The sequence below is a fragment of the Burkholderia sp. BCC0044 genome, from assembly GCF_902832955.1.
Classification (GTDB): Bacteria; Pseudomonadota; Gammaproteobacteria; order Burkholderiales; family Burkholderiaceae; genus Burkholderia.
The window spans coordinates 604,083-629,084 of sequence record NZ_CADFDO010000001.1; the positions used below are offsets into that span (position 1 = coordinate 604,083).

The window sequence follows — 25,002 nt, forward strand, 5'->3', positions numbered from 1 at the left end:
CCGGTGCTCGGGCGGCCGTCAGATCAGTTCGGAGATTTCGATCAGGTTCAGGTCGGGATCGCGCACGTAGACCGAGCGGATCTTCTGCGTCGCGCCAGTGCGTTCGACGGGCCCTTCGACGATCGGCCAGTCGACGCGCCGCAGGTGCGCGATCACGTCGTCGAGCGGGACCGACGCGATGAAGCACAGATCGAGCGCGCCCGGCGCCGGCACATGCGCTTTCGGCTCGAATTCCGCGCCGCGCACGTGCAAGTTGATCTTCTGGTTACCGAAACGGAACGCGAGCCGGCCCGCGCCGAAGGTTTCGAGCTGCATCTGCAGTACCTCGGTGTAGAAATGCTTCGTCCGCTCCGGATCGACGCAGGTCAGCACGAGATGATCGAGGTGGTCGATCAGCGCCATGGGATTCGCTCCTGTTTCTGTTGAGGTTCACGAGAAAGCGCGTTGCGCGGGCATGTCGCCGGCGTCGGTGCGCGGCCGCGGATGAAGGTCCGAGCGGCGCCCGGCCTTCAGGAGCTGGCTCGGCACGTCGTGCCCGATCAGCGAGGGCAGCCGCGCCGCCGCGGCGAGCACGGCCGCAAGATCGATGCCCGTATCGTAGCCGTCGAGTTCGAGCATGTGCACGAGCTCCTCGGTGCACGCGTTGCCGGTCGCACCCGGCGCATACGGGCAGCCGCCGAGCCCGCCGAGCGACGCGTCGAAGCGGTCGATGCCGGCGTCGAGCGCCGCGAGCGTGTTCGCGAGCGCCATCCCGCGCGTGTTGTGGAAGTGCAGCGTGAGCTGCAACGCGCCGAAGCGCTCACGTGCGCAGCGGGACAAATCGCGCACCTGCGACGGGAACGCCATGCCCGTCGTGTCGCATAGCGTGAAGCCGTGCACGCCGAGATCCGCGAAGCGCTGCATCCATGCGAGCACCGTTTCGGCCGGCACGTCGCCTTCCATCGGGCAGCCCATCGCGGTCGACAGCGACACGTTGATCGCGACACCCGTGCCGCGCACCGCGTCGATCACGTCGCGCAACTGCGCGAACGACTGCTCGCGCGTCATCCGCAGGTTCGCGCGGTTGTGGCTCTCGCTCATCGACATCACGAGGTTGACCTCGTCGACGCCGCACGACAGTGCGCGCTCGGCGCCGCGCACGTTCGGCACGAGCACCGTATAGACGACGCCCGGCGCGCGCGCGATGCCGTGCATCACGGCCTCCGCGTCGCGCAGCGCGGGAATCGCCTTCGGCGACGTGAACGACGTGACCTCGATCTTCGCGTAGCCGCAGGCGCTCAGCGCGTCGACGAGCGCGATCTTGTCGTCGGTGTCGACGAACGCCGCTTCGTTCTGGAAACCGTCGCGCGTCGCGACTTCGTGGAGATGGAGTCGTTGCCGATGGTCGGTCATGTCTTCGTTCCTGAGCTGTTTCAGATCACGCCGCGCGTGCGCCAGTCGTCGCGGGTCGCCGCATCGATGCCGAGCGACTCGAGTACCGCGTCGGTATCCGCGCCGAGCGCGGGCGCCGGCCGCTCGATGCGTCCGGGCGTGGCGTCGAGTTTCGGCACGATGCCCGGCACGAGCACGGGCGTGCCGTCGGGCAGCGCGGCGTCGACGATCATGTCGCGCGCACGGTAGTGCGGATCGGCCGCGATGTCGGCCACGTCGTAGATGCGCCCGGACGGAATGCGCGCGTCGTTCAGCGCGGCGAGCACGTCGTCGAGGTCGTGGCGGGCGCTCCATTCGCCGATCGCCGCATCGATGCGCGCGACCTGCGCGACGCGCCCGTCGTTGTGCGCGAGCGCCGGATCGTTGCCGAGATCGGGCCGGCCGATCAGTTCCATCAGGCGCCGGAAGATGCTGTCGCCGTTGCCGGCGATCAGCGCGTACCGGCCGTCGCGGCAGCGGTACGCGTTGGTCGGTGCGATGCCCGGCAGGCTGCTGCCGGCCGGCTCGCGCACCGCGCCGAACGCCGCATATTCGGGCAGCAGGCTTTCCATCATGTTGAACACCGATTCGTACAGCGCGACGTCGACGACCTGCCCGTTGCCGCCCTGCCGTTCGCGATGCCGCAACGCGAGCAGCACGCCGATCACGCCGTGCAGCGCCGACAGCGAATCGCCGAGCGAGATGCCGACGCGTACCGGCGTGCGGCCGGGCTCGCCGGTCAGGTGGCGCAGGCCGCCCATCGCCTCGGCGATCACGCCGAAGCCGGGACGGTCGCGATACGGGCCCGTCTGCCCGAAGCCCGACACGCGCAGCATCACGAGCCCCGGGTTGATCGCGGACAACGCGTCCCAGCCGAGCCCCCAGCCTTCGAGCGTGCCGGGCCGGAAGTTTTCGATCAGCACGTCGGTGTCGGCGACGAGGCGACGCACGACGTCCTGCCCTTCGGGCGTGCGCAGGTCGAGCGTAAGCGACGTCTTGTTGCGCGACTGCGCGGCCCACCAGACCGACGTGCCGTCGTGCAGCAGCCGCCATTTGCGCAGCGGATCGCCGACGCCGGGCGGCTCGACCTTGATGACCTCCGCGCCGAATTCGGCGAGCATCCGGCCCGCGAACGGCCCGGCGATCAGTTGGCCGAGTTCCAGCACGCGGATGCCGTCCAGGGGGCGTGTCATGACTGTCTCCGATGAAATCGTGTTGTCGATGACGGCGATCATGACGGCGTTCGCGCCCGGCGAAAATCGATCGATGGTCAACCAGCCTTTCCGAAACGGAAAGGCGTGCGGCGGCGCGAGCGCAGTGTCGGCCAGATGTGATGCGTCAGCCTTTCCATCCGGGAAAGCGCACTCGCGCAACGGTCAAACGACGGCGCGCGCGCCGCCGGCAGAATCGGATCCGTTCCGCGCCACCCGGCGCCTGTCAACGAGACCCGCCATGTTTTCCGTTTCCGCGAAGATCGTATTCCTCGACCGCGCGACGCTGTCGCCGCAGACCGTGCTGAAGCCGTTTCCGTTCCCGCACGTCGTGCAGGCGTTCGACCGGACGGCCGCGCACGAAGTCGCGGCGCGCATCCGCGATGCGGACATCGTCGTGACCAACAAGGTACGGCTCGACGCGGCAACCGTCGCCGACGCGCGGCGGTTGCGGATGATCGCGATCGCCGCGACCGGCACCGATATCGTCGATCTCGATACCTGTGCGGCACGCGGAATCGTCGTGAGCAATATTCGCGGCTATGCGGTGCGTACGGTGCCGGAGCACACGTTCGCGCTGATCTTCGCGCTGCGCCGCAGCCTCGTCGCTTACCGCGACGCGGTGCGCGCCGGGCGCTGGCTCGACAGCGGGCAGTTCTGCTTCTTCGATCATCCGATTCGCGACCTGGCCGGTTCGACGCTCGGGATCGTCGGCGACGGCGTGCTCGGGCGCGCGGTGGCCGCCATCGCGCGGGCGCTCGACATGCGCGTGCTGTTCGCCGCGCACGGCGACGCAGCAGGCGACGGTTATGCGCCGCTCGACACGCTGCTGCGCGTCAGCGACGTGATCACGCTGCACTGCCCGCTCACGCCCGCGACGCGGCACCTGATCGACGCACACGCGTTCGCGCGGATGGCGCGCCGGCCGCTGCTGATCAATACCGCGCGCGGCGGGCTCGTGGACGAAAGCGCGCTCGTCGACGCGTTGCAATCGGGGCAGATCGCGGGCGCGGGGTTCGACGTGGTCACGCAGGAGCCGCTGCCGGCCGCGCATCCGTTTCACGCGATCCTGTCGCATCCGGCGTTCATCCTGACGCCGCACGTCGCGTGGGCGAGCGACGAGGCAATGCAGGCGCTGGCCGATCAGCTGGTGGACAACGTCGCCGCATTCGTCGATGGCGAGCCGCGGCATGTCGTGTGACATGCGCAAACAGAACGGCCCCGCTCGATTGCTCGAAGCGGGGCCGACAGAATGCGGGGGCTGGTTGCGACAGCGACTCGGCACGTAACGGGTTCGTACATCCGCCCTATCTTGCGGCCGGTTTCTGAATACCTGATGAACGTTACGTCAAGGCATTCAGACCGGCGGTGATGTAGGGCAAATCCGAAAGGCGGAAAGCTGGCTCAGTAAGCGGACATCTCGACGCAAGGATCGACCTTGGACGGCGAGCAGATGACCGAGTACTTGGCGCTCTCGCGCATCAGCGCCTCGCCTTCGTGCAGCGCGATCTTGATCTCGGGATGACGCTCGTACGCGAGGAAGGCCGAGCACACGACGGCGGACATCACGACGAGGGAAAACACAAATTTTTCAAGGGTTTGGAAGCGTTCAGGCATGGTATGACCTTTCTCTCATGGCCGGAATTATACCTTGAGATAAGGGTTTTCCCTATAACCCTGCCCGCATACCGAGGATGGGGTCAAACGAGATAAGCCGAGTGCTTGCGCCCTTTTTTATCGAAAACCCGAGGCGATGCGGCCCGCTGGAACGAGGCCGCCTACACGAGGAAGGAAAAGAAGGCTTGCCGCCGGCCGGCGGGTCACCGCGTCACTCCGCCGCCGACGCGCCGCTCGCCGCATTGCCCGGCCACGCCTTGCCGATATGGTCGATCAGCGACTTCGCGGTGCCCGTCACGAGCGCCGCGTCGACGCCCGACGTCTGCCATGACCCGTCGGCCGCCTTCACGAAGGTCAGGTTCGCGCGCGACGGCGAGTAATCGGTGTTGCGCCACGTGACCACGACATCGCACGAGTACGTCCGATCGCCGAGCTTCCTGCAGTCGCCGTCGGGCTTCGCCGACACGACGTCGGCCGATACGGGCAGCGGCTGACCGAACAGCGCGTTCAGGCCGCCGTGATTTTCCGCTTCGAGCGCGCGGCGCACGGCGGCGTCGACATCGCTCGATCCGGGACCGTCGTGGAGCAGATTGCAGGCGGCCAGCAGCGTCGAGGCGCCGGCGAGTGTCAGCAGCGTTTGAAACTTCATGGATATCCGTCGGTCAGGTGAACGCCGCGTAGTCTGCAACGTCCGCGTGTCGTGCGCGGTATCCATTTGTAACCAATTGCACGGCTGCCTACAGCCTGGCGACCCGGTGCGATCGTGCGATGCTCTCGCCTATTGCCGCTCCTGCTTCACGCGGCTCACGAGCTGCGTCGGACTGACGAACTGCAGCGCGATCACGACCCATACGAGCGTGATGGCCATGTAGATCATCGCCATCGCGTCGATCGACTGCGGCGCGCGCACGCCGGTCGAGAACACCGCGTAATACAGCGCGACGACGAGCGTCTGCGTGCTCGGACCCGCGGTGAAGAACGTCAGCTCGAACATCCCGATCGTGCGCACCAGCACGAGCAGCCCGGCCGCGAGCATGCCGGGCACGAGCAGCGGCAGCAGCACGTAGCGGAAATAGCGCCACGTGTTCGCGCCGAAGATGCGTGCGGCGGATTCGAGATTCGGGTCGATCTGTTCGATGAACGGCGTCATCACGAGGATCACGAACGGCAGCGCCGGCACGAGGTTCGCGAGGATCACGCCCGGCAGCGTGCCCGCGAGCCCGATCTTGTACATCACGGTCGCCATCGGAATGCCGTAGGTGACGGGCGGCACCATCAGCGGCAGCAGAAACACCAGCAGCGCGAAACGCTTGCCGCGAAACTGCACGCGCGCGAGCGCATACGCGGCCGGCACGCCGAGCGCGATCGACAGCAGCACGACCGCGCCGACGACCTCGACGGTCACCCACAGCACGCTCGCGAGCTGGAAGTCTTCCCACGCCTTCGCATACCAGTGCAGCGTGAAGCCCTGCGGCAGCGGCGTGCCGAACCAGCGCGTCGCGACCGAGTTCACCGCGACGGTCGCGATCAGCAGCATCACGTTCAGCAGGAAGAACGCCATCAGCCCCCAGACGAGCGCCTTCCATGCGCGGCCGGCGAGATTGCTTTTCATCCGGTGCGGTTTCCTTGCATCGACGGGCCGCGTATCGGGCGCGTCGGGCTTCGGCGGCCACGTGCGAGCGGCATGATTGTCGGTCGCCATCAGCCCTTGCCTCCCGTCACCGCACCCGTATAGAAGAAGCGGCGCGCGCCGAGCATCGACGCGACCACCAGCAACTGCACGAAGCCCATCACGATCGCGATCGCCGACGCGAGCGAATAGTCGTAGCTCTCGAACGCGGCTTCGGCCGCCGCGATCGAGATCACGCGCGTCGGCCCGGCCGGCGCGCCGAGGAGCACGGCCGACGGGAACACCGAGAACGCCTGCACGAACGACAGGCACGCGGCCATCGTGAGCCCCGGCACGAGCAGCGGCAGGTAGATCTGGCGAAACTGCTGCCACGGGTTCGCGCCGAGCGTCGCGGCCGCGCGCGCGAGCGTCGGGTCGATGCCGCTGATGTACGACAGCATCAGCAGGAACGCGAACGGAAAACCCGACACGATCAGCGACAGCAGCACGCCCCAGTAGTTGTGCGTGAGGCGCACTTCGTCCGTGTACAGGTGCAGCCCCTGCAGCGCCTGCGGGAACCAGCCGTTCGGCCCGAAATACGTGAGCATCCCGTCGGCGACGAGCACCGTGCCGAGCGTGACGGGAATCACGAGCAGCGTCGTGACGAACTTCTGGTACGGCGAATTGCGGCGCAGCGCGAACGCGACGGGCACCGCGATGCCGACGTTGAGCAGCGTCGCCGGCACCGCGAGCTTCAGCGTGACGAGCACGGTCGGCCACATCGCGGTGTCGGTGAAGAACTGCACGTAGTTCGCGAGCGCGCCGCCGCCGTTCGTCGCGTTCGTCGGCTGGAACGACAGCACGAGGCCGTACGCGAACGGATAGATGAACAGCGCGACGATGAACGCGAGCGCCGGCGTGACGAGCCAGGCTTTCGCGTCGCGCGGCGCGCCGCCGGTCGCGAGCGTGCTCATGCGGCCTCCGGGGCGGACGCCGCCGTGCGTGCCGCTTCGCGCGGCCCGTTCATTGCCCGTCTCCCGCATAGACCAGCGTGCGCGCCGGCGCCACGCGCAGCCGCAATCGTTCGCCTTCCGTGAACTCGCCGGCCACGCGCGCCCAGATCGCGCCGAACGGCGTGATCGCGCGGATCAGCGAGTCGCGGCCACCGTACTCGACCGTCTCGACGGTCGCGTCGAACGCATTGTCGGCACCCGCTTCCGCGCGTTCGATGTCGTCGGGGCGCAGCGCGACCACGACCTCCTTCGCGTCGAAGCCGGCCATCGGCACGCCGATGAGGCGCACGCCGCCCGATGTGACGTTCACGTAATCGCCGGCCATTCCTTGGAGCGTAAACGGCAGCACGTTGCGATAGCCCATGAAGCGCGCGACGTGCAGGTTGTGCGGGCGCGTGTAGACGTCCTTCGGCGACGCGACCTGCTGCACGACGCCCTCCTTCATCACGACGATGCGGTCGGCCATCGACAGCGCCTCGTCCTGGTCGTGCGTCACGTAGATCGTTGCGCGTTCGAGCTGCGTGTGGATGCGGCGGATCTCCGCGCGCATCTCGATGCGCAGCTTCGTGTCGAGGTTCGACAGCGGCTCGTCCATCAGCACGAGCGGCGGCTCGATCACGATCGCGCGCGCGATCGCGACGCGCTGCTGCTGCCCGCCCGACAGTTGCCCGGGCAGCTTGCCTTCGTGACCGACGAGCTGCACGAGCTCGAGCGCCTGCTGCGCGCGCCGCCGCGTTTCCTGCTTCGGTATGCCGCGCATCTTGAGGCCGAAGCCGACGTTGTCGAGTACCGACATGTGCGGAAACAGCGCGTAGTTCTGGAACACCATCCCGAAGCCGCGACGCTCGGGCGGCAGCACGTCGATGCGCGTGTCGTCGAGCCAGATGCCGCCGCGCGTGAGCGGCTGCAACCCGGCGATGCAGTTCAGCGCGGTCGATTTGCCGCAGCCCGACGGGCCGAGCAGCGCGATGAACTCGCCGCGCCGGATCTCGAGGTCGAGCCCGTTCAGCGCGGCGACCTGCGCGCCTTCCGCATTGGTGAAACTGCGGCACACGCCGTCGAGCCGCAACCGTTCGAAACTGTGCTTCATTCCATGAACTCCATCGGCGCGGGCGCCGCGGCGCCCGCCGGTTCAGGCGTCACTTCGATTTCTGCGAACCGATCTCGCGATCCCATTTCTGGAACGCGGCGACCATCGCCTGCGCGTTGAGCGGCTGCACGTGCGGGCGATCGGCGAGCAGCTTCGCGTATTCGGGGCGGCCGAATTTCTTGATCACTTCCTGGCTGTGCGCGGGCGCCATCTCGAGCGTCACGCCCTTCACCGCCGGGCCCGGATAGAAGTAGCCGTCGTCGTAGGTCATCGCCTGTTGCGCCGGTTCGAGCAGGAAGTTCATCAGCTTGAACAGCACGTCGAGCTTTTCCTTCGGCACGCCCTTCGGGATCACCATGTAGTGCGCGTCGTTGACCCACGTCATGTTGTCGAACGCCTGGATCTTGAATTCGGCCGGCACGATGCCGAGCGCGCGCGGGTTCAGGTCCCAGCCGGTGACGGTCACGGTCATGTCGCGCGTACCCTCGCCGAGCTCCTTCATCACCGCCGACGTGCCGCCCGGGTAATACGGCACGCAGTCGTTCAACTGTTTCAGGAACGCCCAGGTCTTGTCCCAGCCGTTGACCGGGTCCTGCGGATTCTTGTCGCCGAGCACGTACGGCAGCCCCATCAGGAACGTGCGGCCGGGGCCCGAGTTCGCCGGGCGCGCATAGATCAGCTTGTTCGGATGCGCCTTGCACCACGCGAGCAACTGGTCGGGCGTCTTCGGCGGGTCGCTGACCTTCGCCGGGTTGTATTCGAGCAGCGGGCCGGCCGGCATGTAGGTGACTTCGAGGCCGAAGCCCTGCGCGAGATCCTGCATCTTGCGCGGGCCGGGCGCGTACTTGTCGAGCACGCCGGGGAGCGCAGCCGCGTTGTCCGGCAGCAGCTTTTGCCACAGGTTTTGTTCGATGCCGGCGGCCAGCGCGTCGGTGCCCGTCAGCACGAGGTCGATGTCGGAGCGCCCCGCCGCCTGCATCGCCTTGATCTTGCCCGGCAACTGCGGCGCGGGCGCGTTCGTGAACGTGACGTTCGCGACGAGACCCGGGTTCTTCTCCTTGAACGCCTCGATGGCCTTTTGCGTGAGCTGCAGGTTGCCTGCGACGTCGACGATGTTCAGCGATACGGGGGCTGCAACGGCCGAGGCGGCCGACAGCGCGAAGCCCAGTGCGAGTGCGATCCGGCGGACGCGGCGAGCGATCGGGGTGGTGTTCATGTCTCCTCACTTCGGTCGGTGGATGGGACCTTTCTTTTCAGGAAATCATGACGGCGTTATACGATGTCGGTCAACAAAAAACCACGGAATGCGGGGCGGGACTTTCCCTGACAAAAAGCTTCCGTTTGTTGATGAATTGCGCGGTGGTCGATTTTGTCGGCGGTGACGGGGTCGCTCGGCGCGGTGTGTTAGGACGTCGTATCTCGATGCGAGGCGAAATGCGTCGGGCCGTCTGCGATCCGACGGCCGGCGGAGACGCGTTGCTCGCCGAGTGTTGCGACATCGCGAGCGACGCCGGGCACCGCTCTCGCGTCGAACGACCGGCGGCCGGCCGCCCCCTGCATCGTTTTCCCGGATCGGCTACAGTGGGCGCTTTCGGCGCGCTCCGCCCCGCCGCCGCGAACCGTGCGCGAGCGCGGCGGCACGGGTGGAGCGCGGATCATTCATTTCGACGAGCGAACCTTCATGCCCGATCTGTCCGCCTTCCCGATCACGCAAAAGTGGCCGGCCCAGCATCCCGACCGCCTCCAGCTCTACTCGCTGCCGACGCCGAACGGCGTCAAGGTGTCGATCATGCTCGAGGAAATCGGCCTGCCGTACGAGCCGCACCTCGTGCGCTTCGACACGAACGACCAGTTCTCGCCCGAATTCCTGTCGCTGAACCCGAACAACAAGATTCCGGCGATCATCGATCCGAACGGCCCTGACGGCCAGCCGCTGCCGCTGTTCGAATCGGGCGCGATCCTGATCTATCTGGCGGACAAGACGGGCCAGCTGATCCCGAAGGATCTTGCGGGCCGCTACGAGACGATCCAGTGGGTGATGTTCCAGATGGGCGGCATCGGGCCGATGTTCGGCCAGCTCGGCTTCTTCCACAAGTTCGCCGGGCGCGATTATGAGGACAAGCGTCCGCGTGACCGTTATGTCGACGAGTCGAAGCGCCTGCTCGGCGTGCTCGACGCGCATCTCGCGAACCGCCAGTGGGTGATGGGCGATACCTATACGATCGCCGATATTGCGATCTTTCCGTGGGTGCGTAACCTGGTCGGTTTCTATGAAGCGGGCGATCTGGTCGGGTTCAGCGAATTCCGGAACGTCAAGCGGGTGCTTGATGCGTTTGTTGCGCGGCCGGCTGTTGCGCGGGGGCTCAATATTCCGGCGCGGGGCTGAGTGACCGGGCGGCAGCGGGCATGCCGTCCGCGGCCCGCGCCACGCTCGAGTCAGGCCCACCGCAATGCGCGGTGGGCATTTTTTTGCTCATCACGAATTTTCGGGGAACGCTGGGAAGACTGTCGGTGTTCGGCCAGGAACAGTCACTCGACGTCAGTGGCTAAATTGTTGACAATCTAAACAATAAACTCACGACCAAATCTTCAATATGATCACGCTCACCAAACGCGCCATCCTCGACGGGGCACTGTCTCATCACGAACAGAAATTAATTGCTTCAAAGATTGTGCAACTGGGCGATGCAAAAATGACCATCACCTCACACGGGTACCGCCCTGGAAAAGACGAGACGATCCTAGCAGCTGCTACGCGAGGCGCCAAAGGCTATACGAAGAAGAGTCGCAACAGTCCGGCGATCGCCATGATGGACGTAATTCTTGCCGCTAATCGGGACTACAACAAAGCCGTCAAGCCTTACGTTGACGATATGCGACAGCGTTATGGGCGATTGACGATAAAGCAGCTGGAGGGAATGGTCGCCGCTGCAGCTAGTGCGAGTGAATTCAAAGCCGTATGGGGGCACAATGATGCACGGAAATTTGAAATCCTCAAGGCGCTATTGAAGACTTTCACTCCGCGATTGGGGCAACTCGATAATCCCGATAACGACTTTAAGGTTATCTCTGCGTGGGCGAAGACCGCGCACTTGTCAACCAAGGCTACGGATCCCGTGGGGCGGATCAAAGATATCGGCATCGCAACGTTTCAGCATCTGCGAATGACTTTTGGGGCAGATACGATCAAGCCCGACCTTCGCGTTAAACATGTGCTTGAGCGAGAATTTTATCTGAATCTGTCAGATCGGGATGCCATCCTGGCTGTCGAGCAAATGGCAAAAATCGTCGGGCACACTCCACTTTTGATCGACCAGATATTTGTGAAATATGGTTCGGGGTACTACTATCGGACGGACTCGGATGCTGTCCGAAAGGCTGTCACGCACATCGTGCGCAACCTGAAAATTATGAATTTTCCGATCGAGAGGATCGCGGAAGCTACCGGATGGTCAACCCGCGATGTAGAAGGAGCGTAGCAAGATCGGGCCGGTCGCATTGAGCTTGCCGACCTACGCGGGCGAATACATGCACGAGGGCTAGATCAAACTATGCCCGTCCTTGCCCAACAAATAGCGCGAAAGCGAAGGACCGCTATTGGGGAATGCGTATGTCGCGTTCGGGTCGGCAAGCGACGTCCACGAAAAATTCACGAAGAACTTTTTTGCCCGCCGCGTACGTTTCGATCACGCATTCTTCAACGCGACTTCTCTTCCTCCCCTTCCCGCGTCGCACCTCCCAACCCCGCCAGCAACTTCCCCAGCAATTCCGACAACTGCGCCTGTTCCGCCGCTGACAACGCAGCCAGCACCTCACGCTGGTTATCGATATGCGCAACAACCGCCTCATCGATCAGCGCCCGCCCGGCATCCGTCAGCGCGACGAGCGTGCCGCGCCCGTCCGCCGGGTTCGGCCGACGCTCGACCCACCCCGCCTTCTGCAGCCGGTCGATGCGCGCGGTCATCCCGCCCGACGACATCATCAGCGCGTCGTACAGCGCGGTCGGCGTCAGCGCGAACGGCGCGCCGCTGCGCCGCAGCGTCGCGAGCACGTCGAATTCGCCCGGCTGCATGCCGTAGCGCGCGAACAGCGGATTGAGACGGTCGCGGGCGATCACGAGCGCGGCTTCCTGCAGCCGCCCCATCACCACCATCGACGTTGCGTCGAGATCCGGACGCTCGGCGCGCCATTGCGCGAGCGCATGCTCGGCTCGATCCATTAACCCTCCTCGGCCTACCAGTTATCTTGACGTCGAGACAAACGAGCGTTTATCTTGATGTCGAGATACTTTACCTGAAAAACGCGCGGCGCCTCGCCTGCAGCCGCGCACCGATATCGAGGGCCTTGCGATGAATCGCTTCACTTCCCCCGGATGGCGGCTTGCCGCGATCGTGCTCGTCGGGCTGAACCTGCGGCCGGCGCTCGCCGCGGTCGGCCCGCTGCTCGACATGATCCAGCGCGCGACGGGTATCAGTGACGGCGCGGCCAGCCTGCTGACGACGATTCCGATCCTGCTGATGGGGCTTGGCGCGCTGAGCGCGCGGCGCCTGCAGCGCATCACCGGGATCGCGGGCGGCGTGTGGCTCGGCGTCGCGTTGATCGGGCTGGCGTGCGTGTCGCGCGTCGGGGCGCAGCACGCATGGCTGCTGCTCGCGAGCGCATGCTGTGCGGGCGTCGGGATCGCGATGGTGCAGGCGCTGCTGCCCGGCTTCGTGAAGGCGCATTTCGCGACGCGCATCGGCGGCGCGATGGGCGTCTATTCGACGTCGATCATGGGCGGCGCGGTGCTCGCGAGCGTCGTCGCGCCGTTCGCCGCGGCGCGCTGGGGCTGGCTCGCCGCGCTCGCCGGCTGGGCGCTGCCGGCGGCGCTCGCCGCGCTGGCCTGGCCGCTGGCCAGCCGTGGGGGCGACGCGCTTTCCGCCGGGCCGGTGTCGGTATCGAATGCACGGCCGTCGCGTTCGCCGCGCGCATGGCGGCTCGCGCTGTTCTTCGGCATCGCGACCGGCGCTTACACGCTCGTGCTCGCGTGGCTGCCGCCGTACTACATGCGGCTCGGCTGGTCGCCGACCGCGGCCGGCAGCCTGCTCGGCGGCGTGACGCTCGCGGAAGTCGTCGCGGGGCTGACGATTGCCGCGACGATCGATCGCGTGCCCGATCGCCGCCCCGCGCTGCATGCGGCGATCGCGTCGCTGTTCGTCGGGTTGCTGGTGATGCTGGCCGCGCCCGACGCGCTCGCGTTGCCGGCCGCGCTGCTGCTCGGTGCGGGGATCGGCGCGCTGTTTCCGCTGTCGCTGATCGTCACGGTCGACCATGCGGCCACGCCGGCCGATGCCGCGTCGCTGACGGGGTTCGTGCAGGGTGTCGGCTATTTGATCGCAGGACTATTCCCGTTCGCGGCCGGCATCGTGCGCCAGCAACTCGCGGACCTGACGCCCGCGTGGATCGCGATGGCGTGCCTCTGTGTCGTGCTGTTCGCGCTCGCGGCCGGGCTTGCGCCGAAGCTGGCGCGGCACGTCGCGCGGGCCTGAGCGACGCCGCGGGCCAGCGGCCCGGGCGCCTGCATGCCCGGTGTCGTCCCGGGCATGCTCGCACCAGCAATATCCTCGCGGCCCGTCCAGATACTCGGCTCCACGGCGCGATGCGTTCAGCCCGCGCTCGCGTACAGCGTCGAATCCGCGAACCCTTCGGCGTCGAGCACGCGCCCGATCAGGATCAGCGCGGTGCGCTCGATCTGCGTGCCCTGCACCTTGCCGACGATGTCGGCCAGCGTGCCCGTCACGCGTTCCTCGTCGGGCCAGCTCGCGCGATAGATCACCGCGACCGGGCAAGCGGCGCCGTAATGCGGCAGCACTTCGTCGACGATGCGCGCGAGATGGCGCACGCCGAGATGGATCGCGAGCGTCGCGCGATGCGCGGCGAGCGCGCCGAGCGCTTCGCCTTCCGGCATCGTCGTCTTGCCCGCGAAGCGCGTGAGGATCACCGTCTGCGCGACGCCGGGCAGCGTCAGTTCGACGCCGAGCGTGGCCGCGCACGCGGTCGTGGCCGTCACGCCCGGCACGATTTCGTACGGGATCCCGAGCGCTTTCAGGCGGCGGATCTGCTCGCCGATCGCGCCGTACAGCGACGGGTCGCCCGAATGCACGCGCGCGACGTCCTGCCCTTTCGCGTGCGCGGCGGCGAGCAGCGCGACGATCGCGTCGAGGTCGAGTTCGGCCGTGTTGACGACCTGCTCCGCGCGATGGCCGTCGAGCACGGCGGCCGGCACGAGCGAACCCGCATACAGGATCACCGGGCACGTGCGCACGAGGCGCTGGCCCTTCACCGTGATCAGCTCCGGGTCGCCGGGGCCCGCGCCGATGAAATACACCGTCATCGAAATTTCTCCGTCAATTCGTGGGATGACCGCTGCGTCGCGTCACGCGCGCGCGGCCGGATCGAGTGCGTCGATGAGCGCCGTGACCGAGTCGAACGCGCGGTCGGCATCGGGCAGCGGCGGCCGGCGCAGCATCACGACCGGCAGCCTGCGTTCGCGCGCGACGTCGAGCTTGGCCTCGGTGGCCGCGCCGCCGCTGTTCTTGCTGACGACGACGTCGATGCCCGCCAGCGCGAACAGCGCGCGCTCGCCGTCGGGCGTGAACGGCCCGCGCGCGGCGACGACCTGCGCGCGGGCGTTGCCGGGGTGCGCATCGAGGCAGCGCACGAGCCAGAACTGGTGCGGCGGGATCGCGTCGAGATGCGCGAGCGGTTCGCGGCCGAGCGTGAACAGCGGGCGCCTGAACGGCGCGAGCGCGGCCTCGATGCCGGCCCAGTCGTCGACCATCCGCCAGTCGTCGCCCGGTTGCGGCGTCCACGGCGCGCGGCGCAGCGCCCACAGCGGCACGCCCGCGTCCCGCGCTGCCGTCGCGGCGTTCGCGCTGATTTGCGCGGCATACGGGTGCGTGGCGTCGATCACGAGGCCGATGCCGGCGTCGCGAAGATATGCGGTCAGCCCGGCTGCGCCGCCGAAACCGCCGACGCGTACCTCGCAGCGCAAATCGTCGGGCGTCTTGCCGAGACCGGCGAGACTGTAGACGTGATGCGGGCCGAGCGCGCGTGCGATCTTCAGCGCATCGCCGGTGCCGCCGAGCAGCAGGATGCGCGGGTTCATCGCGCCTCCCCGACGAAGCGACCCTGCCGGTCGATCGCGAACATCTCGACGGCGACCGACGGCGGCACGATGTCGCGCGCCACCCGCAGCGCGTGCGCGCAGACGAGATCGCCGAGCGGCACGCCGTCGGTTTGCGCGAGTTTCAACGCTTCCTGGCTCGTGTTCGCGGCGCGCATCGCGGCCTGCAGCGCATCGCTCGCGCCGGCTTCGGCGGCCCACTGCGCGAGCAGCGGCAGGTCGATGCTCGAATGACGGCTGTGCAGGTCGAGATGGCCGGCCGCGAGCTTGCTGAGCTTGCCGAAGCCGCCGCACATCGACAGGCGCGCGACCGGCGCGCGCCGCAGGTGCTTGAGCACCGCGCCCGCGAAATCGCCCATCTCGATCAGCGCCATGTCGGGCAGATGGTAATGCGCGCGCATCGCATCCTCGCTCGCGTTGCCGGTGCAGGCGGCGATGTGCGCGATGCCGTTCGCGCGCGCGACGTCGATGCCCTGATGAATCGACGCGATATAGGCGGAACACGAGAACGGCCGCACGATGCCGGTCGTGCCGAGGATCGACAGCCCGCCGACGATGCCCAGCCGCGGGTTCATCGTCTTCAGCGCGAGCGCCTCGCCGCCTTCGACGCCGATCGTCACGTCGAAGCCGCCCGCGTAGCCGTGTTCGGCGGCGAGCGCTTCGAGGTGGGTGGTCATCATCTGGCGCGGCACCGGGTTGATCGCCGGTTCGCCGACCGGCAGCGTCAGCCCCGCACGCGTGACCGTACCGACGCCCGGCCCCGCATGAAAGCGCACGCCGGGCGCCGCCGCGAGCGCGACGCGCGCGAAGATCAGCGCGCCGTGCGTGACGTCCGGATCGTCGCCGGCATCCTTGATCGTGCCGGCTTCGGCGCCGTCGGCCGTGGCGCGGCAGAATTCGAGCCGCATCATCACGCGCCGCCCCTTCGGCAGCACGATCTCGACCGCGTCGTCCGCCTGACCCGCGAGCAGCAGCCGCGCGGCCGCGAGCGACGTCGCGGTCGCGCAACTGCCGGTCGTGTAGCCGAAGCGCAGCGGCGCGGGCTGTTCGGGGGTTTCGTCGCGCATCACGCGTCCGTTGGGTTCGACGGGTTCGACATATTCGATGAGCCGGCCGCGTCGACCGCGTCGGCTACGTCTGCCGCGTCGGGCTTGCGCACGTCGTACAGCGTGACCGGCAGCGGCTGCCGCCACGTGTCGAAGCGGCCGAGCGGCTCCGCATGCGCGAACGACACGCGCGTGAGCGTGCCGCCATGCGCATCGCGCCACGCGGCGAGCGCGATCTCGCCCTGCAGCGTGACCGCGTTCGCGACCAGCCGCCCGCCGGGTTTCAGCGCTGCCCAGCACGTGTCGAGCACGCCAGGCGCGGTCGCGCCGCCGCCGACGAAGATCGCGTCGGGCGCGGCGAGCCCCGCGAGCGCATCGGGCGCACGGCCCGCGACGAGCTGCAGGCCCGGCACGCCGAGCGTATCGCGGTTGTGTTCGATGAAGCGCAGCCGTTCCGCATGCGCTTCGATCGCGATCGCCTGGCAGGATGGATGCGCGCGCATCCATTCGACGCCGATCGAGCCGCTGCCGGCGCCGACGTCCCACAGCAGTTCGCCGGCCGCGGGCGCGAGGCGCCCGAGCGTCATCGCGCGCAGGTCGCGCTTGGTGAGCTGGCCGTCGTGGCGGTACGCGTCGTCGGGCAGGCCGGGCGTGAGCGCGCGGCGCGGCGCGTCGGGGCCCGCCCGGCAGTCGAGTGCGACGAGATTGAGTGCGGCCGTTTCGTCGACGTTCCAGTCCTGCGCGAGGCCGTCGATCCGCCGCTCGAGCGGGCCGCCCAGATGTTCGAACACGCTGATGCGCGTCGGCCCGAAGCCGCGGGCGGCGAGTTCGGCCGCGACCGCGGCCGGCGTGCGGCCGTCGGCGCTCAGCACGAACAGGCGCCGGCCCGGCAGCAGGTGGCGCGCCAGCGTCGCGAGCGGACGCCCGACGAGCGAGACGGCGCCGACGTCCTGCAGCGCCCAGCCCAGGCGTGCGGCCGCGAGCGACAGCGACGACGGCGCGGGCAGCACGCGCCATTCGTCGGGAGAAAGCGCGCGGGCGAGCGTCGCGCCGACGCCGAACAGCATCGGGTCGCCGCTCGCGAGCACGCATACGGGCGCGCCGCGGCGCGCGAGCAGCCCCGACAGGTCGAACGGCGACGGCCATGCTTCGCGCGCGGCCCGCAGCCGCGCGGGCAGCATGTCGAGATGCCGTTTCGCGCCGACCACGTGCGTCGCGTCGAGCAGCGCGCGCCGCGCGTGGCGTCCGAGCCCCGCGTAACCGTCGTCGCCGATGCCCACTACCGTCAGCCACGCCGTCATGCACCCTTCCCCATCGTTCGATTTCATCGTGTCGCCGCGCGGCCGCGAAAGCGCCGGTGCAGCCGTCCGCATTGCAAAAAACGGCATGGTACCGTGTTCGACCCGGCGTTTCATCTGCCGGCCCGCCCGCGCCCGGCCATTGCCCGCTTCGCCCGCCGCGAACGGCCAGCCGGTCGCGAATCGCGGCCGAAATCGGGTATCCTACGGCCGTTCGTTCGCCGGTGCCCTTCGGGGCCGAAGAGGGAACACAGGGCGCGCCGCGCGCCGCTGTGGCTGCCCCCGCAACTGTAGACAGCGAGCCGATCTCCTCCTCATGCCACTGGTTTCACCGGGAAGGCCGGGAGACGGCGCCGACCTGTCAGCCAGGAGACCTGCCGGCCAGAAAGTGCGTGCGTGCCAGTCGGCGTCGGGCGGGGTGTACCGATGCGTTGGCCGCGGCGCCACACCCTGTTCCGGTATCCCGTTGAATTCCGCCCCCGATTCGATTCCTGCATCGCCCGTCGTGCGCCCGTCGGCCTGCCCGGGGCTTGTGCGCGTGGTCGCGGCCGCCGACGGCGGGCTGTGCCGGATCAAGCTGCCGGGCGGCCGGCTCGACGCACGGCAGGCGCACGCGATCGCCGCTGCCGCGCGCCGGTACGGCTCCGGCGCGATCGATGCGACCAATCGCGCGAATCTCCAGCTGCGCGGCATTCGCGACGGCGCGGCCGATGCGCTCGCGCATGCGTTGCTCGATGCGGGGCTCGGCCCGCGCGCAAGCGCCGACAATGCCGCCTTCGATGCGGCCGCGCTCGCGGCGAGCGACGACGTGCGCAACCTGATGCTGAGCCCGCTCGCCGGGCACGACCCCGCCGCGCTCGTCGATAGCCACGCGCTCGCCGGGCCGCTGCTCGACATGCTGGCGAGCGAGCCGCGTCGCGGCGAACTGTCGCCGAAATGCTCGATCCAGCTCGACGGTGGCGAAACCGTCGCCGCGCTCGATCATCCGCACGACATCTGGCTCGCCGCGTGGCGTCGCGGCGACGGCGCGGTACGTCTCGCGGCGGGGCTGGCCGGCTGTCCGCCGGTTGCGCACGGCGACCGGCCCGCGTCGGTCGACGTGTCGATCGATCAGGGCGTCGCGCTGGTTCGCGCGCTGCTGCTCGCGTTCCTCGATCTCGCGCCGGCCGACGTCACGCGGATGCGCGCATTGCTGGCGACGTGCGACGAACGCACGCTGTTCCACCGCGCGCAACACTATCTGCCCTTCCCGCTCGCGGCCGATCCGGCGCTCGCCGGCTGGCGGCGCACGCGTGCCGACCCTGCGTTACGTTTCGGCGCGCACCCGTCGCGCGATGCGGCGCGTTGCAGCGTCGGCGCGCAGTTCGCGCTCGGGCGGCTCGACGCGGCGCAACTGGAACGGCTCGCCGCGCTGGCCGAAGCCGACGGCGACGGCACGCTGTCGATGACGCCGTGGCAAGGCGTGTTCATGCACGGCGTGCCGAACGAACGTGCGGCTGCGACATACGAAGCCCTCGCGTCGATCGGCCTCGTGTGCGCAGCGTCCGACCCGCTGGCGACGCTCGTCGCCTGCACCGGCAGCGCGGGCTGCGCGAAAGCGCACGCCGACACGAAACACGACGCGCGCGCGCTCGCCGCGCGACTTGGCCGTCCGCTCGACGTGCATCTGACCGGTTGCGAGCGCCACTGCGCGCTGTCGCACCCCGCCGCGCATACGCTCGTCGCGGTGGCGCCCGGACATTACGACCTTTATACGCTCGTCGCGGTGGCGCCCGGACATTACGACCTTTACCGGCGCGACGCAGCCGCGGGCCTCGGCGCCCCGCTCGCGCGCCATCTGACGATTGACCAGGCCGCGGTCCGACTCATGGACGCGCGGCACAGCCAGGACACCACCGATGCTTGACTATATTCGCGACGGGCAGGAAATCTACCGCCAGTCGTTCGCGACGATCCGCGCCGAGGCCGACCTGTCGCAGGTGCCGCCCGATCTCGAGAAACTCGCGGTGCGCGTGATTCACGCGAGCGGGATGGTCGACGTCGCGTACGACCTGCGCTTCTCGGCCGGCGCCGGCACGGCCGGCCGCACGGCGCTCGCGGCCGGCGCGCCGATCCTGTGCGACGCGAGGATGGTCGCCGAAGGCATCACGCGCGCGCGGCTGCCCGCGGCCAATCGCGTGATCTGCACGCTCGGCGAGCCGGAGGTGCCCGACCTCGCCCAACGTCTCGGCAACACGCGTTCGGCCGCCGCGCTCGAACTGTGGCGTCCGCATCTCGCGGGCAGCGTCGTCGTGATCGGCAATGCGCCGACCGCGCTGTTCCACCTGCTCGACATGATCGACGCCGGCGCGCCGCGCCCCGCGCTGATCGTCGGTTTCCCGGTCGGCTTCATCGGCGCGGCCGAATCGAAGGCGGCGCTCGACGCCGACAGCCGCGGCGTGCCGTACGTCACGCTGCTCGGCCGGCGCGGCGGCAGCGCGATGGCCGCCGCCGCGGTCAATGCGCTCGCAACGGAGGTCGAATGACGACTGCGCGCGGACGGCTGTTCGGTGTCGGCGTCGGCCCCGGCGATCCCGAACTGATGACGATCAAGGCGCTGCGCGTGCTGCAGGCGGCGCCCGTGGTCGCGTATTTCGTCGCGAAGGGCAAGAAAGGCAACGCATACGGCATCGTCGAAGCGCACCTGCTCGACGGGCAGACGCAACTGCCGCTCGTCTATCCGGTGACGACCGAGGCGCTGCCGCCGCCGCTGTGCTACGAGACGGTGATCGCCGATTTCTACGACACCGCGGCCGAGATCGTCGCGGCGCACCTCGATGCAGGCCGCGACGTCGCGGTGATCTGCGAAGGCGACCCGTTCTTCTACGGCTCGTACATGTACCTGCACGACCGCCTCGCGCCGCGCTACGACACCGAGGTGATCCCCGGCGTGTGCGCGATGCTCGGCGGCACGGCCGTGCTCGGCCAGCCGCTCGTCTATCGCAACCAGAGCCTGTCGGTGCTGTCGGGCGTGCTGCCCGAGCACGAACTGCGCGAGCGGCTCGCGCGGGCCGACGCGGCCGTCGTGATGAAGCTCGGCCGCAATTTCGACAAGGTGCGGCGCGTGCTCGACGAACTCGGGCTCGCGAAGCGCGCGCTGTACGTCGAGCGCGCGACGATGGCGAACCAGCGCATCGTGCCGCTCGACGAAGTCGATCCGATGGCGTCGCCGTATTTCTCGCTGCTCGTCGTGCCGGGGGAAAAATGGCAAGGATGACGACGCCGCCCGCGATCGTGATACTCGGCGCGGGTGCGCTCGATACCGCGCGGCGTATCCAGGCGCGCTATCCGGGCGCAAGCGTGCACGGTCTCACGTCGCGCGTCGACGCCGACGTGCCGTTCGACGAACTCGGCGCGCACCTGCGTGAACTCTATGCGCGCGGCTTGCCGATCGTCGCGCTGTGCGCGGCCGGCATCGTGATCCGCTGCCTCGCGCCCGCGCTTGCCGACAAGGGCGTCGAGCCGCCGGTGCTCGCGGTCGCGGAGGACGGCTCGGCCGTCGTGCCGCTGCTCGGCGGGCTGACGGGCGTCAACGTGATCGCGCGCGAAATCGCCGACTGCGTCGGCGTCGCGCCGGCGATCACGACGAGCGGCGAACTACGCTTCGGCGCGTGCGTGCTCAATCCGCCGGAAGGCTATGCGCTCGCCGATCTCGCGCAGGGCAAGCGCTTCGTGTCCGACCTGCTCGCGGGCGCGTCGACGCGCATCGACGGCGCGGCGCCATGGCTCGACGACGTCGCGCTGCCGCGTGATGCCGCGGCAGCGCGCGCGATTCGCGTGACGCCCGATGCATGGCGCGGCGCGCGTGACGAACTCGTGATTCATCCGCGCAGTGTGGTGGTCGGCGTCGCCGCGGATGCCGTGCATGCCGGCGAAGCGCTTGCTGCACGCATCGAAGCCATGCTCGACGCACAGGGCGTCGCGCGGCTGGCGCTCGCGGCCATCGTCGCGCCAGCCTCGGCGATCGGCGAGGCCGCGCTGGAAGAAGCGGCGAGCGCGCTTGACGTGCCGCTGCGTTTCATCGACAGCGATAGCGATGCGCCCGCCGACGTCGCCACGCTGCTCGGCCGCGCGTTGCGCGTCACCCACACGCTGCGTGAAGAATCGAACGGCCTCGCATGCGCGGTCGCATCGCATCCGGTCGACCCGGCCACGCTCGGCCGCGCACGCGGCCGCCTGACGGTGCTCGGCCTCGGCCCGGGCGGCGCCGCCTGGCTCACGCCCGCCGCGCGCGCGGCGCTCGCGGACGCGACCGACATCCTCGGCTATACGACCTACGTGAACATGGCCGGCCCGTTTCGCGCGGACCAGCGCGTGCACGGCACCGACAATCGCGAGGAAATGCAGCGCGCGCGCCATGCGTTCGAACTGGCGGCCGAGGGCCGGCGTGTCGCGGTCGTGTCGTCGGGTGACCCCGGTGTGTTCGCGATGGCCGCGGCCGTGCTCGAAGCGCTGGACGAAGCGCGCGACCCGCAATGGGCCGCGGTCGACCTGCGCGTGGAGCCTGGCATCTCGGCGTCGCTCGCCACAGCCGCGCAGGCCGGCGCACCGCTCGGCCACGATTTCTGCGCGATCTCGCTGTCGGACAACCTGAAGCCGTGGGACGTGATCGAGACGCGCCTGCAACACGCGGCGCAAGCCGATCTCGTGATGGCGTTCTACAACCCGATCTCGCGCGCGCGGCCGTGGCAGCTCGACCGTGCGCTCGATATCGTGCGCGCGCATCGCGCGGCCGATACGGTGGTCGTGCTCGGCCGCGACATCGGCCGGCCGGGCGCGACGCTCACGACGACGACCCTCGGCGCGCTGCGCAGCGAGCAAGTCGACATGCGCACGATGGTGATCGTCGGCTCGTCGACGACGCGGCGCTTCGCGATCGGCAACGCACGCGAATGGGTCTATACGCCGCGCTGGTATCGCTGAACGCTTCTGCGCGGTGCGGCACGCGTACCGAATCCGGCGGCGCTCGCATGAGCGTGCATGCATGCATGCGAGCGGTTGATCGCCATGCCGGCGCTTCGCCGTTTCGCTGGAACCGGTCCATGCGCGCGCCGTCGCGCGATTGTTCGGAAAAAGTGCCCGCCCCGCGTTTCGAAATGCGAACGAATCGGCAAGTTCGTTACGTATCGGAAATCGAATAACAAAAAGAAGAACACCTAAGTTTCCTATTCGACGCGAATCCTCCAAGATAGGCACGCCGCCGACGGGGCACGTGCCTGCCCCATCGGCGGCGATACGCAGGCCAGCGTATCCCTCTTCCACTTGGAGAACACAGAATGAACAACAATGTGTTGCCGCGTTTCATTCCGCGTGCGTTTGCCGCGGGTTGTCTGCTCGCGATGGCGAGCGTGTCGCAAGGGGCCGGCGTCTATGCGCCCTATGTCGACGTGACGCTCTATCCGACACCGTTGGTCGACCAGATCGGCGTGCGTCAGGGCATCCAGCAGTTCACGCTCGCGTTCGTGGTCGCGGGCAACGGCTGCGTGCCGTCGTGGGGCGGCGTGCAGCCGATCGGCAACGGCGCGAGCGGCGGCCTGCTGACCGCGCTGTCCACGTCGATCGCGAGCTACCGTGCGAAAGGCGGCGAAGTCGCCGTGTCGTTCGGCGGCGCGAACGGCACGCCGCTGATGCAGGCGTGCTCGACGGTCCCCGCGTTGAAGACTGCATACCAGACGGTGATCGACACGTACGGCCTCACGCATATCGACTTCGACATCGAGGGCGCGTCGCAGCAGGACACGGCGGCGATCGCGCGCAACTTCCAGGCGGTCGCGCAGTTGCAGGCCGACTACGCGGCGAAGGGCAAGCCGCTGCACGTGACGCTGACGCTGCCGACGATGCCGACCGGGCTCACGCAGGACGGCATAAACGTCGTCAACGCGGCCATCGCGAACAAGACCGCGTTCGACGCGGTGAACGTGATGGCGATGGATTACGGCCCCGCGAACATCGACATGGGCGCCGCCGCGATCAGCGCCGCGCAGGCGCTCTATTCGCAACTCGACACCGCGTTCAAGTCGGCCGGCCAGCCGAAGACCAACGCGCAGCTGTGGCAGATGGTCGGCGTCACGCCGATGATCGGCGTCAACGACGTGCAAGGCGAAACCTTCACGCTCGCGAATGCGCAGACCGTGCTGAACGCGGCCGTCGCGAACGGCTACGGGTTCTTCGGCAACTGGTCGGTCGGCCGCGACCAGGCGTGCCCGTCCGGCGGCACGTATGCGTCGCCGACCTGCTCGGGCGTCGCGCAGCAGCCGTACGCGTTCGCGACGATCTTCAGGAAGCTCGACGGCAAGTGGGGCGCGGGCGTCACGCAGGACCCGAACTACGGCGGCGGCTCGGACGGCGGCACGCCGCAGCCGGGCGCACCGTGGGTGGCCGGCCAGGTCTATACGGCCGGCGCAACGGTCACCTACCAGGGCACGACGTATCAGGCGCAGTGGTGGACACAGGGCGACGTGCCGGGCCAGGCGGCCGTGTGGAAGCCGGTCGGCGGCGGCACGCCCGCGTGGTCGGCGACGACCGCCTATCAAGGCGGCACGTGCGTGACGTATCAGGGCGCGAAGTATTGCGCGAAATGGTGGACGCAGGGCGACAACCCGAGCGCGGGCGGCGTGTGGGTGAAGTCGTGACGGGGCGACGCGTTCGCGCGTGACGCGCGGCGGGCCGTTTTCGGCGTGGCAGGATCGCACGCTGGCGACGGCCCGCTGCCGCCAGCGTCGTGCGCCGCTGCCCTACCCGCGCGCGTGCTCGGCGAGCAGCCGCGCCTTCGCGTCGACGAGCAGCGCCGCATGCGTGTCGCGATGCTGGCGGATCCGCTCGGTCGGCCCGACGACCGACAGCCCGTACCAGTCGCCGTCGAGCGTCAGCGCCACCGCGATCGCCGACAGCTCGGGCGCGCTCTCGCCGAAGTTCTCGGCCCAGCCGAGTTCGCGAAACCGTGTCGTTTGCGCGACGAGCGCCGGGAGGTCGGCCACCGTCGCGTCGGTGAAGCGTTCGAACGGCAGTTGCGCGCCGAGCGCCTGCTGCGCATCGCTCGCGAGTTCCGCGAAGATCGCCTTGCCGATCGAGTTCGCATGCAGCGGCCGCAGCTCGCCCGGCTGGCGCGTATAGCGAATCGCCTGCTCCGATTCGACGACGTCGAGATACGTGACCGACGCGCCCTGGATCTTGCCGAGCACGGCCGTTTCGCGGCTCGCGTCGCGCAGCGCGACGAGGTGCGGATGCATGATGTCGACGACCGGGTCGGTCGCGTCGATCGCGGCGGCGACCGTCTGCAGGCGTCGCGTCGGGTAGTAGCCGCCGCGCTTGCGCACTTCGTACAGATAGCCGCGGCTCACGAGCGTGCGCGCCATCGCGAGGCAGCTCGAGGCCGGCACATTGAGCAGGCGCGCGAGTTCGGTGAGCGGCAGCGGCCGCCGTTCGGCGGCGAACAGCTCGAACAGGTCGAGCGTGCGGGCAACGAGTTTGACGTCCATGACGAGCGCTTGATTCGGAACGGGAA

24 protein-coding genes and 1 riboswitch are annotated in these 25,002 nt (G+C 68.6%); of the genes, 9 read left to right on the forward strand and 15 right to left on the reverse strand.

Features of this window, described 5'->3' with window-relative positions; translation table 11 throughout:
• Positions 1 to 18: 18 nt before the first annotated feature.
• Genes HWX14_RS02745 through HWX14_RS02755 form a run of 3 tightly spaced genes read right to left on the reverse strand, consistent with a single transcriptional unit; the run spans position 19 to position 2,603 of the window.
• Entirely contained in the window at positions 19 to 402 is a 384-nt protein-coding gene (locus HWX14_RS02745; protein WP_175881444.1) for a VOC family protein, read from the reverse strand.
• Between the two features lie 27 nt (positions 403 to 429).
• A complete protein-coding gene (locus tag HWX14_RS02750; RefSeq protein WP_175881445.1) occupies positions 430 to 1,392 on the reverse strand; it encodes a hydroxymethylglutaryl-CoA lyase in 963 nt (320 codons plus the stop codon).
• 20 nt (positions 1,393 to 1,412) lie between these two features.
• Positions 1,413 to 2,603, reverse strand: a complete 1,191-nt coding sequence (locus tag HWX14_RS02755; protein ID WP_175881446.1) for a CaiB/BaiF CoA-transferase family protein — start codon at positions 2,601 to 2,603, stop codon at positions 1,413 to 1,415.
• A 259-nt stretch (positions 2,604 to 2,862) separates the two neighbouring features.
• Between HWX14_RS02755 and HWX14_RS02760 the strand changes: the two genes are divergently transcribed.
• Complete coding sequence (locus HWX14_RS02760; RefSeq protein WP_175881447.1) at positions 2,863 to 3,822, forward strand: D-2-hydroxyacid dehydrogenase; 960 nt, start codon at positions 2,863 to 2,865, stop codon at positions 3,820 to 3,822.
• Between the two features lie 203 nt (positions 3,823 to 4,025).
• Here the strand turns inward: HWX14_RS02760 and HWX14_RS02765 are convergent, their stop codons facing one another.
• The 6 genes from HWX14_RS02765 to HWX14_RS02790 all read right to left on the reverse strand — a co-directional run bounded on the left by HWX14_RS02765 (position 4,026) and on the right by HWX14_RS02790 (position 9,166).
• Positions 4,026 to 4,238 carry a hypothetical protein gene (locus tag HWX14_RS02765; RefSeq protein ID WP_006497261.1) on the reverse strand — a complete coding sequence of 71 codons (213 nt, stop codon included), beginning with the start codon at positions 4,236 to 4,238 and terminating at the stop codon, positions 4,026 to 4,028.
• 211 nt (positions 4,239 to 4,449) lie between these two features.
• Positions 4,450 to 4,887 carry a hypothetical protein gene (locus HWX14_RS02770; RefSeq protein ID WP_175881448.1) on the reverse strand — a complete coding sequence of 146 codons (438 nt, stop codon included), beginning with the start codon at positions 4,885 to 4,887 and terminating at the stop codon, positions 4,450 to 4,452.
• A 129-nt stretch (positions 4,888 to 5,016) separates the two neighbouring features.
• Positions 5,017 to 5,940 carry an ABC transporter permease gene (locus HWX14_RS02775; protein WP_175881449.1) on the reverse strand — a complete coding sequence of 308 codons (924 nt, stop codon included), beginning with the start codon at positions 5,938 to 5,940 and terminating at the stop codon, positions 5,017 to 5,019.
• On the reverse strand, positions 5,940 to 6,821 hold the full coding sequence (locus HWX14_RS02780) for a sugar ABC transporter permease (RefSeq protein WP_175881450.1): 882 nt from the start codon (positions 6,819 to 6,821) through the stop codon (positions 5,940 to 5,942). Before HWX14_RS02780 ends, HWX14_RS02775 begins: the two co-directional genes overlap by 1 nt.
• Positions 6,822 to 6,870: 49 nt before the next feature.
• Entirely contained in the window at positions 6,871 to 7,950 is a 1,080-nt protein-coding gene (locus HWX14_RS02785; protein WP_175881451.1) for an ABC transporter ATP-binding protein, read from the reverse strand.
• 49 nt (positions 7,951 to 7,999) lie between these two features.
• Positions 8,000 to 9,166, reverse strand: coding sequence for an extracellular solute-binding protein (locus HWX14_RS02790; protein ID WP_175881452.1), 1,167 nt, complete (start codon positions 9,164 to 9,166; stop codon positions 8,000 to 8,002).
• A 465-nt stretch (positions 9,167 to 9,631) separates the two neighbouring features.
• Here HWX14_RS02790 and HWX14_RS02795 point away from each other — a divergent pair, with 465 nt between their 5' ends.
• Both HWX14_RS02795 and HWX14_RS02800 read left to right on the forward strand, forming a co-directional pair.
• Positions 9,632 to 10,336, forward strand: coding sequence for a glutathione binding-like protein (locus HWX14_RS02795; protein WP_175881453.1), 705 nt, complete (start codon positions 9,632 to 9,634; stop codon positions 10,334 to 10,336).
• Between the two features lie 208 nt (positions 10,337 to 10,544).
• Positions 10,545 to 11,429, forward strand: a complete 885-nt coding sequence (locus HWX14_RS02800) for a hypothetical protein (protein WP_175881454.1) — start codon at positions 10,545 to 10,547, stop codon at positions 11,427 to 11,429.
• 218 nt (positions 11,430 to 11,647) lie between these two features.
• Here the strand turns inward: HWX14_RS02800 and HWX14_RS02805 are convergent, their stop codons facing one another.
• The gene (locus HWX14_RS02805) at positions 11,648 to 12,169 is read right to left on the reverse strand and encodes a MarR family transcriptional regulator (RefSeq protein ID WP_175881455.1); all 522 of its coding nucleotides are present in this window, start codon (positions 12,167 to 12,169) and stop codon (positions 11,648 to 11,650) included.
• Between the two features lie 130 nt (positions 12,170 to 12,299).
• Here HWX14_RS02805 and HWX14_RS02810 point away from each other — a divergent pair, with 130 nt between their 5' ends.
• Positions 12,300 to 13,478, forward strand: coding sequence for an MFS transporter (locus HWX14_RS02810; RefSeq protein WP_175881456.1), 1,179 nt, complete (start codon positions 12,300 to 12,302; stop codon positions 13,476 to 13,478).
• 116 nt (positions 13,479 to 13,594) lie between these two features.
• Here HWX14_RS02810 and cobM read toward each other — a convergent pair whose 3' ends face one another.
• Genes cobM through cbiE form a run of 4 tightly spaced genes read right to left on the reverse strand, consistent with a single transcriptional unit; the run spans position 13,595 to position 17,462 of the window.
• Positions 13,595 to 14,323 (reverse strand): precorrin-4 C(11)-methyltransferase, encoded by a 729-nt coding sequence (gene cobM, locus HWX14_RS02815; protein WP_175881457.1) that lies wholly within the window; start codon positions 14,321 to 14,323, stop codon positions 13,595 to 13,597.
• Positions 14,324 to 14,365: 42 nt separating this feature from the next.
• Positions 14,366 to 15,097, reverse strand: a complete 732-nt coding sequence (locus HWX14_RS02820; protein WP_175881458.1) for a cobalt-precorrin-6A reductase — start codon at positions 15,095 to 15,097, stop codon at positions 14,366 to 14,368.
• Positions 15,094 to 16,182 (reverse strand): cobalt-precorrin-5B (C(1))-methyltransferase, encoded by a 1,089-nt coding sequence (locus HWX14_RS02825; protein WP_175881459.1) that lies wholly within the window; start codon positions 16,180 to 16,182, stop codon positions 15,094 to 15,096. The genes HWX14_RS02820 and HWX14_RS02825 overlap by 4 nt, the downstream gene beginning before the upstream one ends.
• Positions 16,182 to 17,462: a precorrin-6y C5,15-methyltransferase (decarboxylating) subunit CbiE gene (gene cbiE / locus HWX14_RS02830; RefSeq protein ID WP_175882336.1), complete on the reverse strand. Its 1,281-nt coding sequence runs from the start codon at positions 17,460 to 17,462 to the stop codon at positions 16,182 to 16,184. Before cbiE ends, HWX14_RS02825 begins: the two co-directional genes overlap by 1 nt.
• Before the next feature lie 202 nt (positions 17,463 to 17,664).
• Positions 17,665 to 17,856, forward strand: a riboswitch (cobalamin riboswitch).
• A gap of 108 nt (positions 17,857 to 17,964) precedes the next feature.
• Between cbiE and cobG the strand changes: the two genes are divergently transcribed.
• The 5 genes from cobG (at position 17,965) to HWX14_RS02855 (ending at position 24,130) form a co-directional block, all read left to right on the forward strand.
• Positions 17,965 to 19,365, forward strand: coding sequence for a precorrin-3B synthase (gene cobG / locus HWX14_RS02835; protein ID WP_279611800.1), 1,401 nt, complete (start codon positions 17,965 to 17,967; stop codon positions 19,363 to 19,365).
• Positions 19,358 to 19,984, forward strand: a complete 627-nt coding sequence (locus HWX14_RS02840; RefSeq protein ID WP_175881461.1) for a precorrin-8X methylmutase — start codon at positions 19,358 to 19,360, stop codon at positions 19,982 to 19,984. Before cobG ends, HWX14_RS02840 begins: the two co-directional genes overlap by 8 nt.
• The gene (locus tag HWX14_RS02845) at positions 19,981 to 20,715 is read left to right on the forward strand and encodes a precorrin-2 C(20)-methyltransferase (RefSeq protein WP_077218400.1); all 735 of its coding nucleotides are present in this window, start codon (positions 19,981 to 19,983) and stop codon (positions 20,713 to 20,715) included. The genes HWX14_RS02840 and HWX14_RS02845 overlap by 4 nt, the downstream gene beginning before the upstream one ends.
• Complete coding sequence (gene cobJ, locus HWX14_RS02850; RefSeq protein ID WP_175881462.1) at positions 20,712 to 22,421, forward strand: precorrin-3B C(17)-methyltransferase; 1,710 nt, start codon at positions 20,712 to 20,714, stop codon at positions 22,419 to 22,421. Before HWX14_RS02845 ends, cobJ begins: the two co-directional genes overlap by 4 nt.
• A gap of 353 nt (positions 22,422 to 22,774) precedes the next feature.
• Positions 22,775 to 24,130, forward strand: coding sequence for a chitinase (locus tag HWX14_RS02855; RefSeq protein WP_175881463.1), 1,356 nt, complete (start codon positions 22,775 to 22,777; stop codon positions 24,128 to 24,130).
• A 102-nt stretch (positions 24,131 to 24,232) separates the two neighbouring features.
• On the opposite strand, the gene HWX14_RS02860 is transcribed toward HWX14_RS02855, so the two are convergent.
• Complete coding sequence (locus HWX14_RS02860; protein ID WP_175881464.1) at positions 24,233 to 24,976, reverse strand: IclR family transcriptional regulator; 744 nt, start codon at positions 24,974 to 24,976, stop codon at positions 24,233 to 24,235.
• Positions 24,977 to 25,002: the final 26 nt, after the last annotated feature.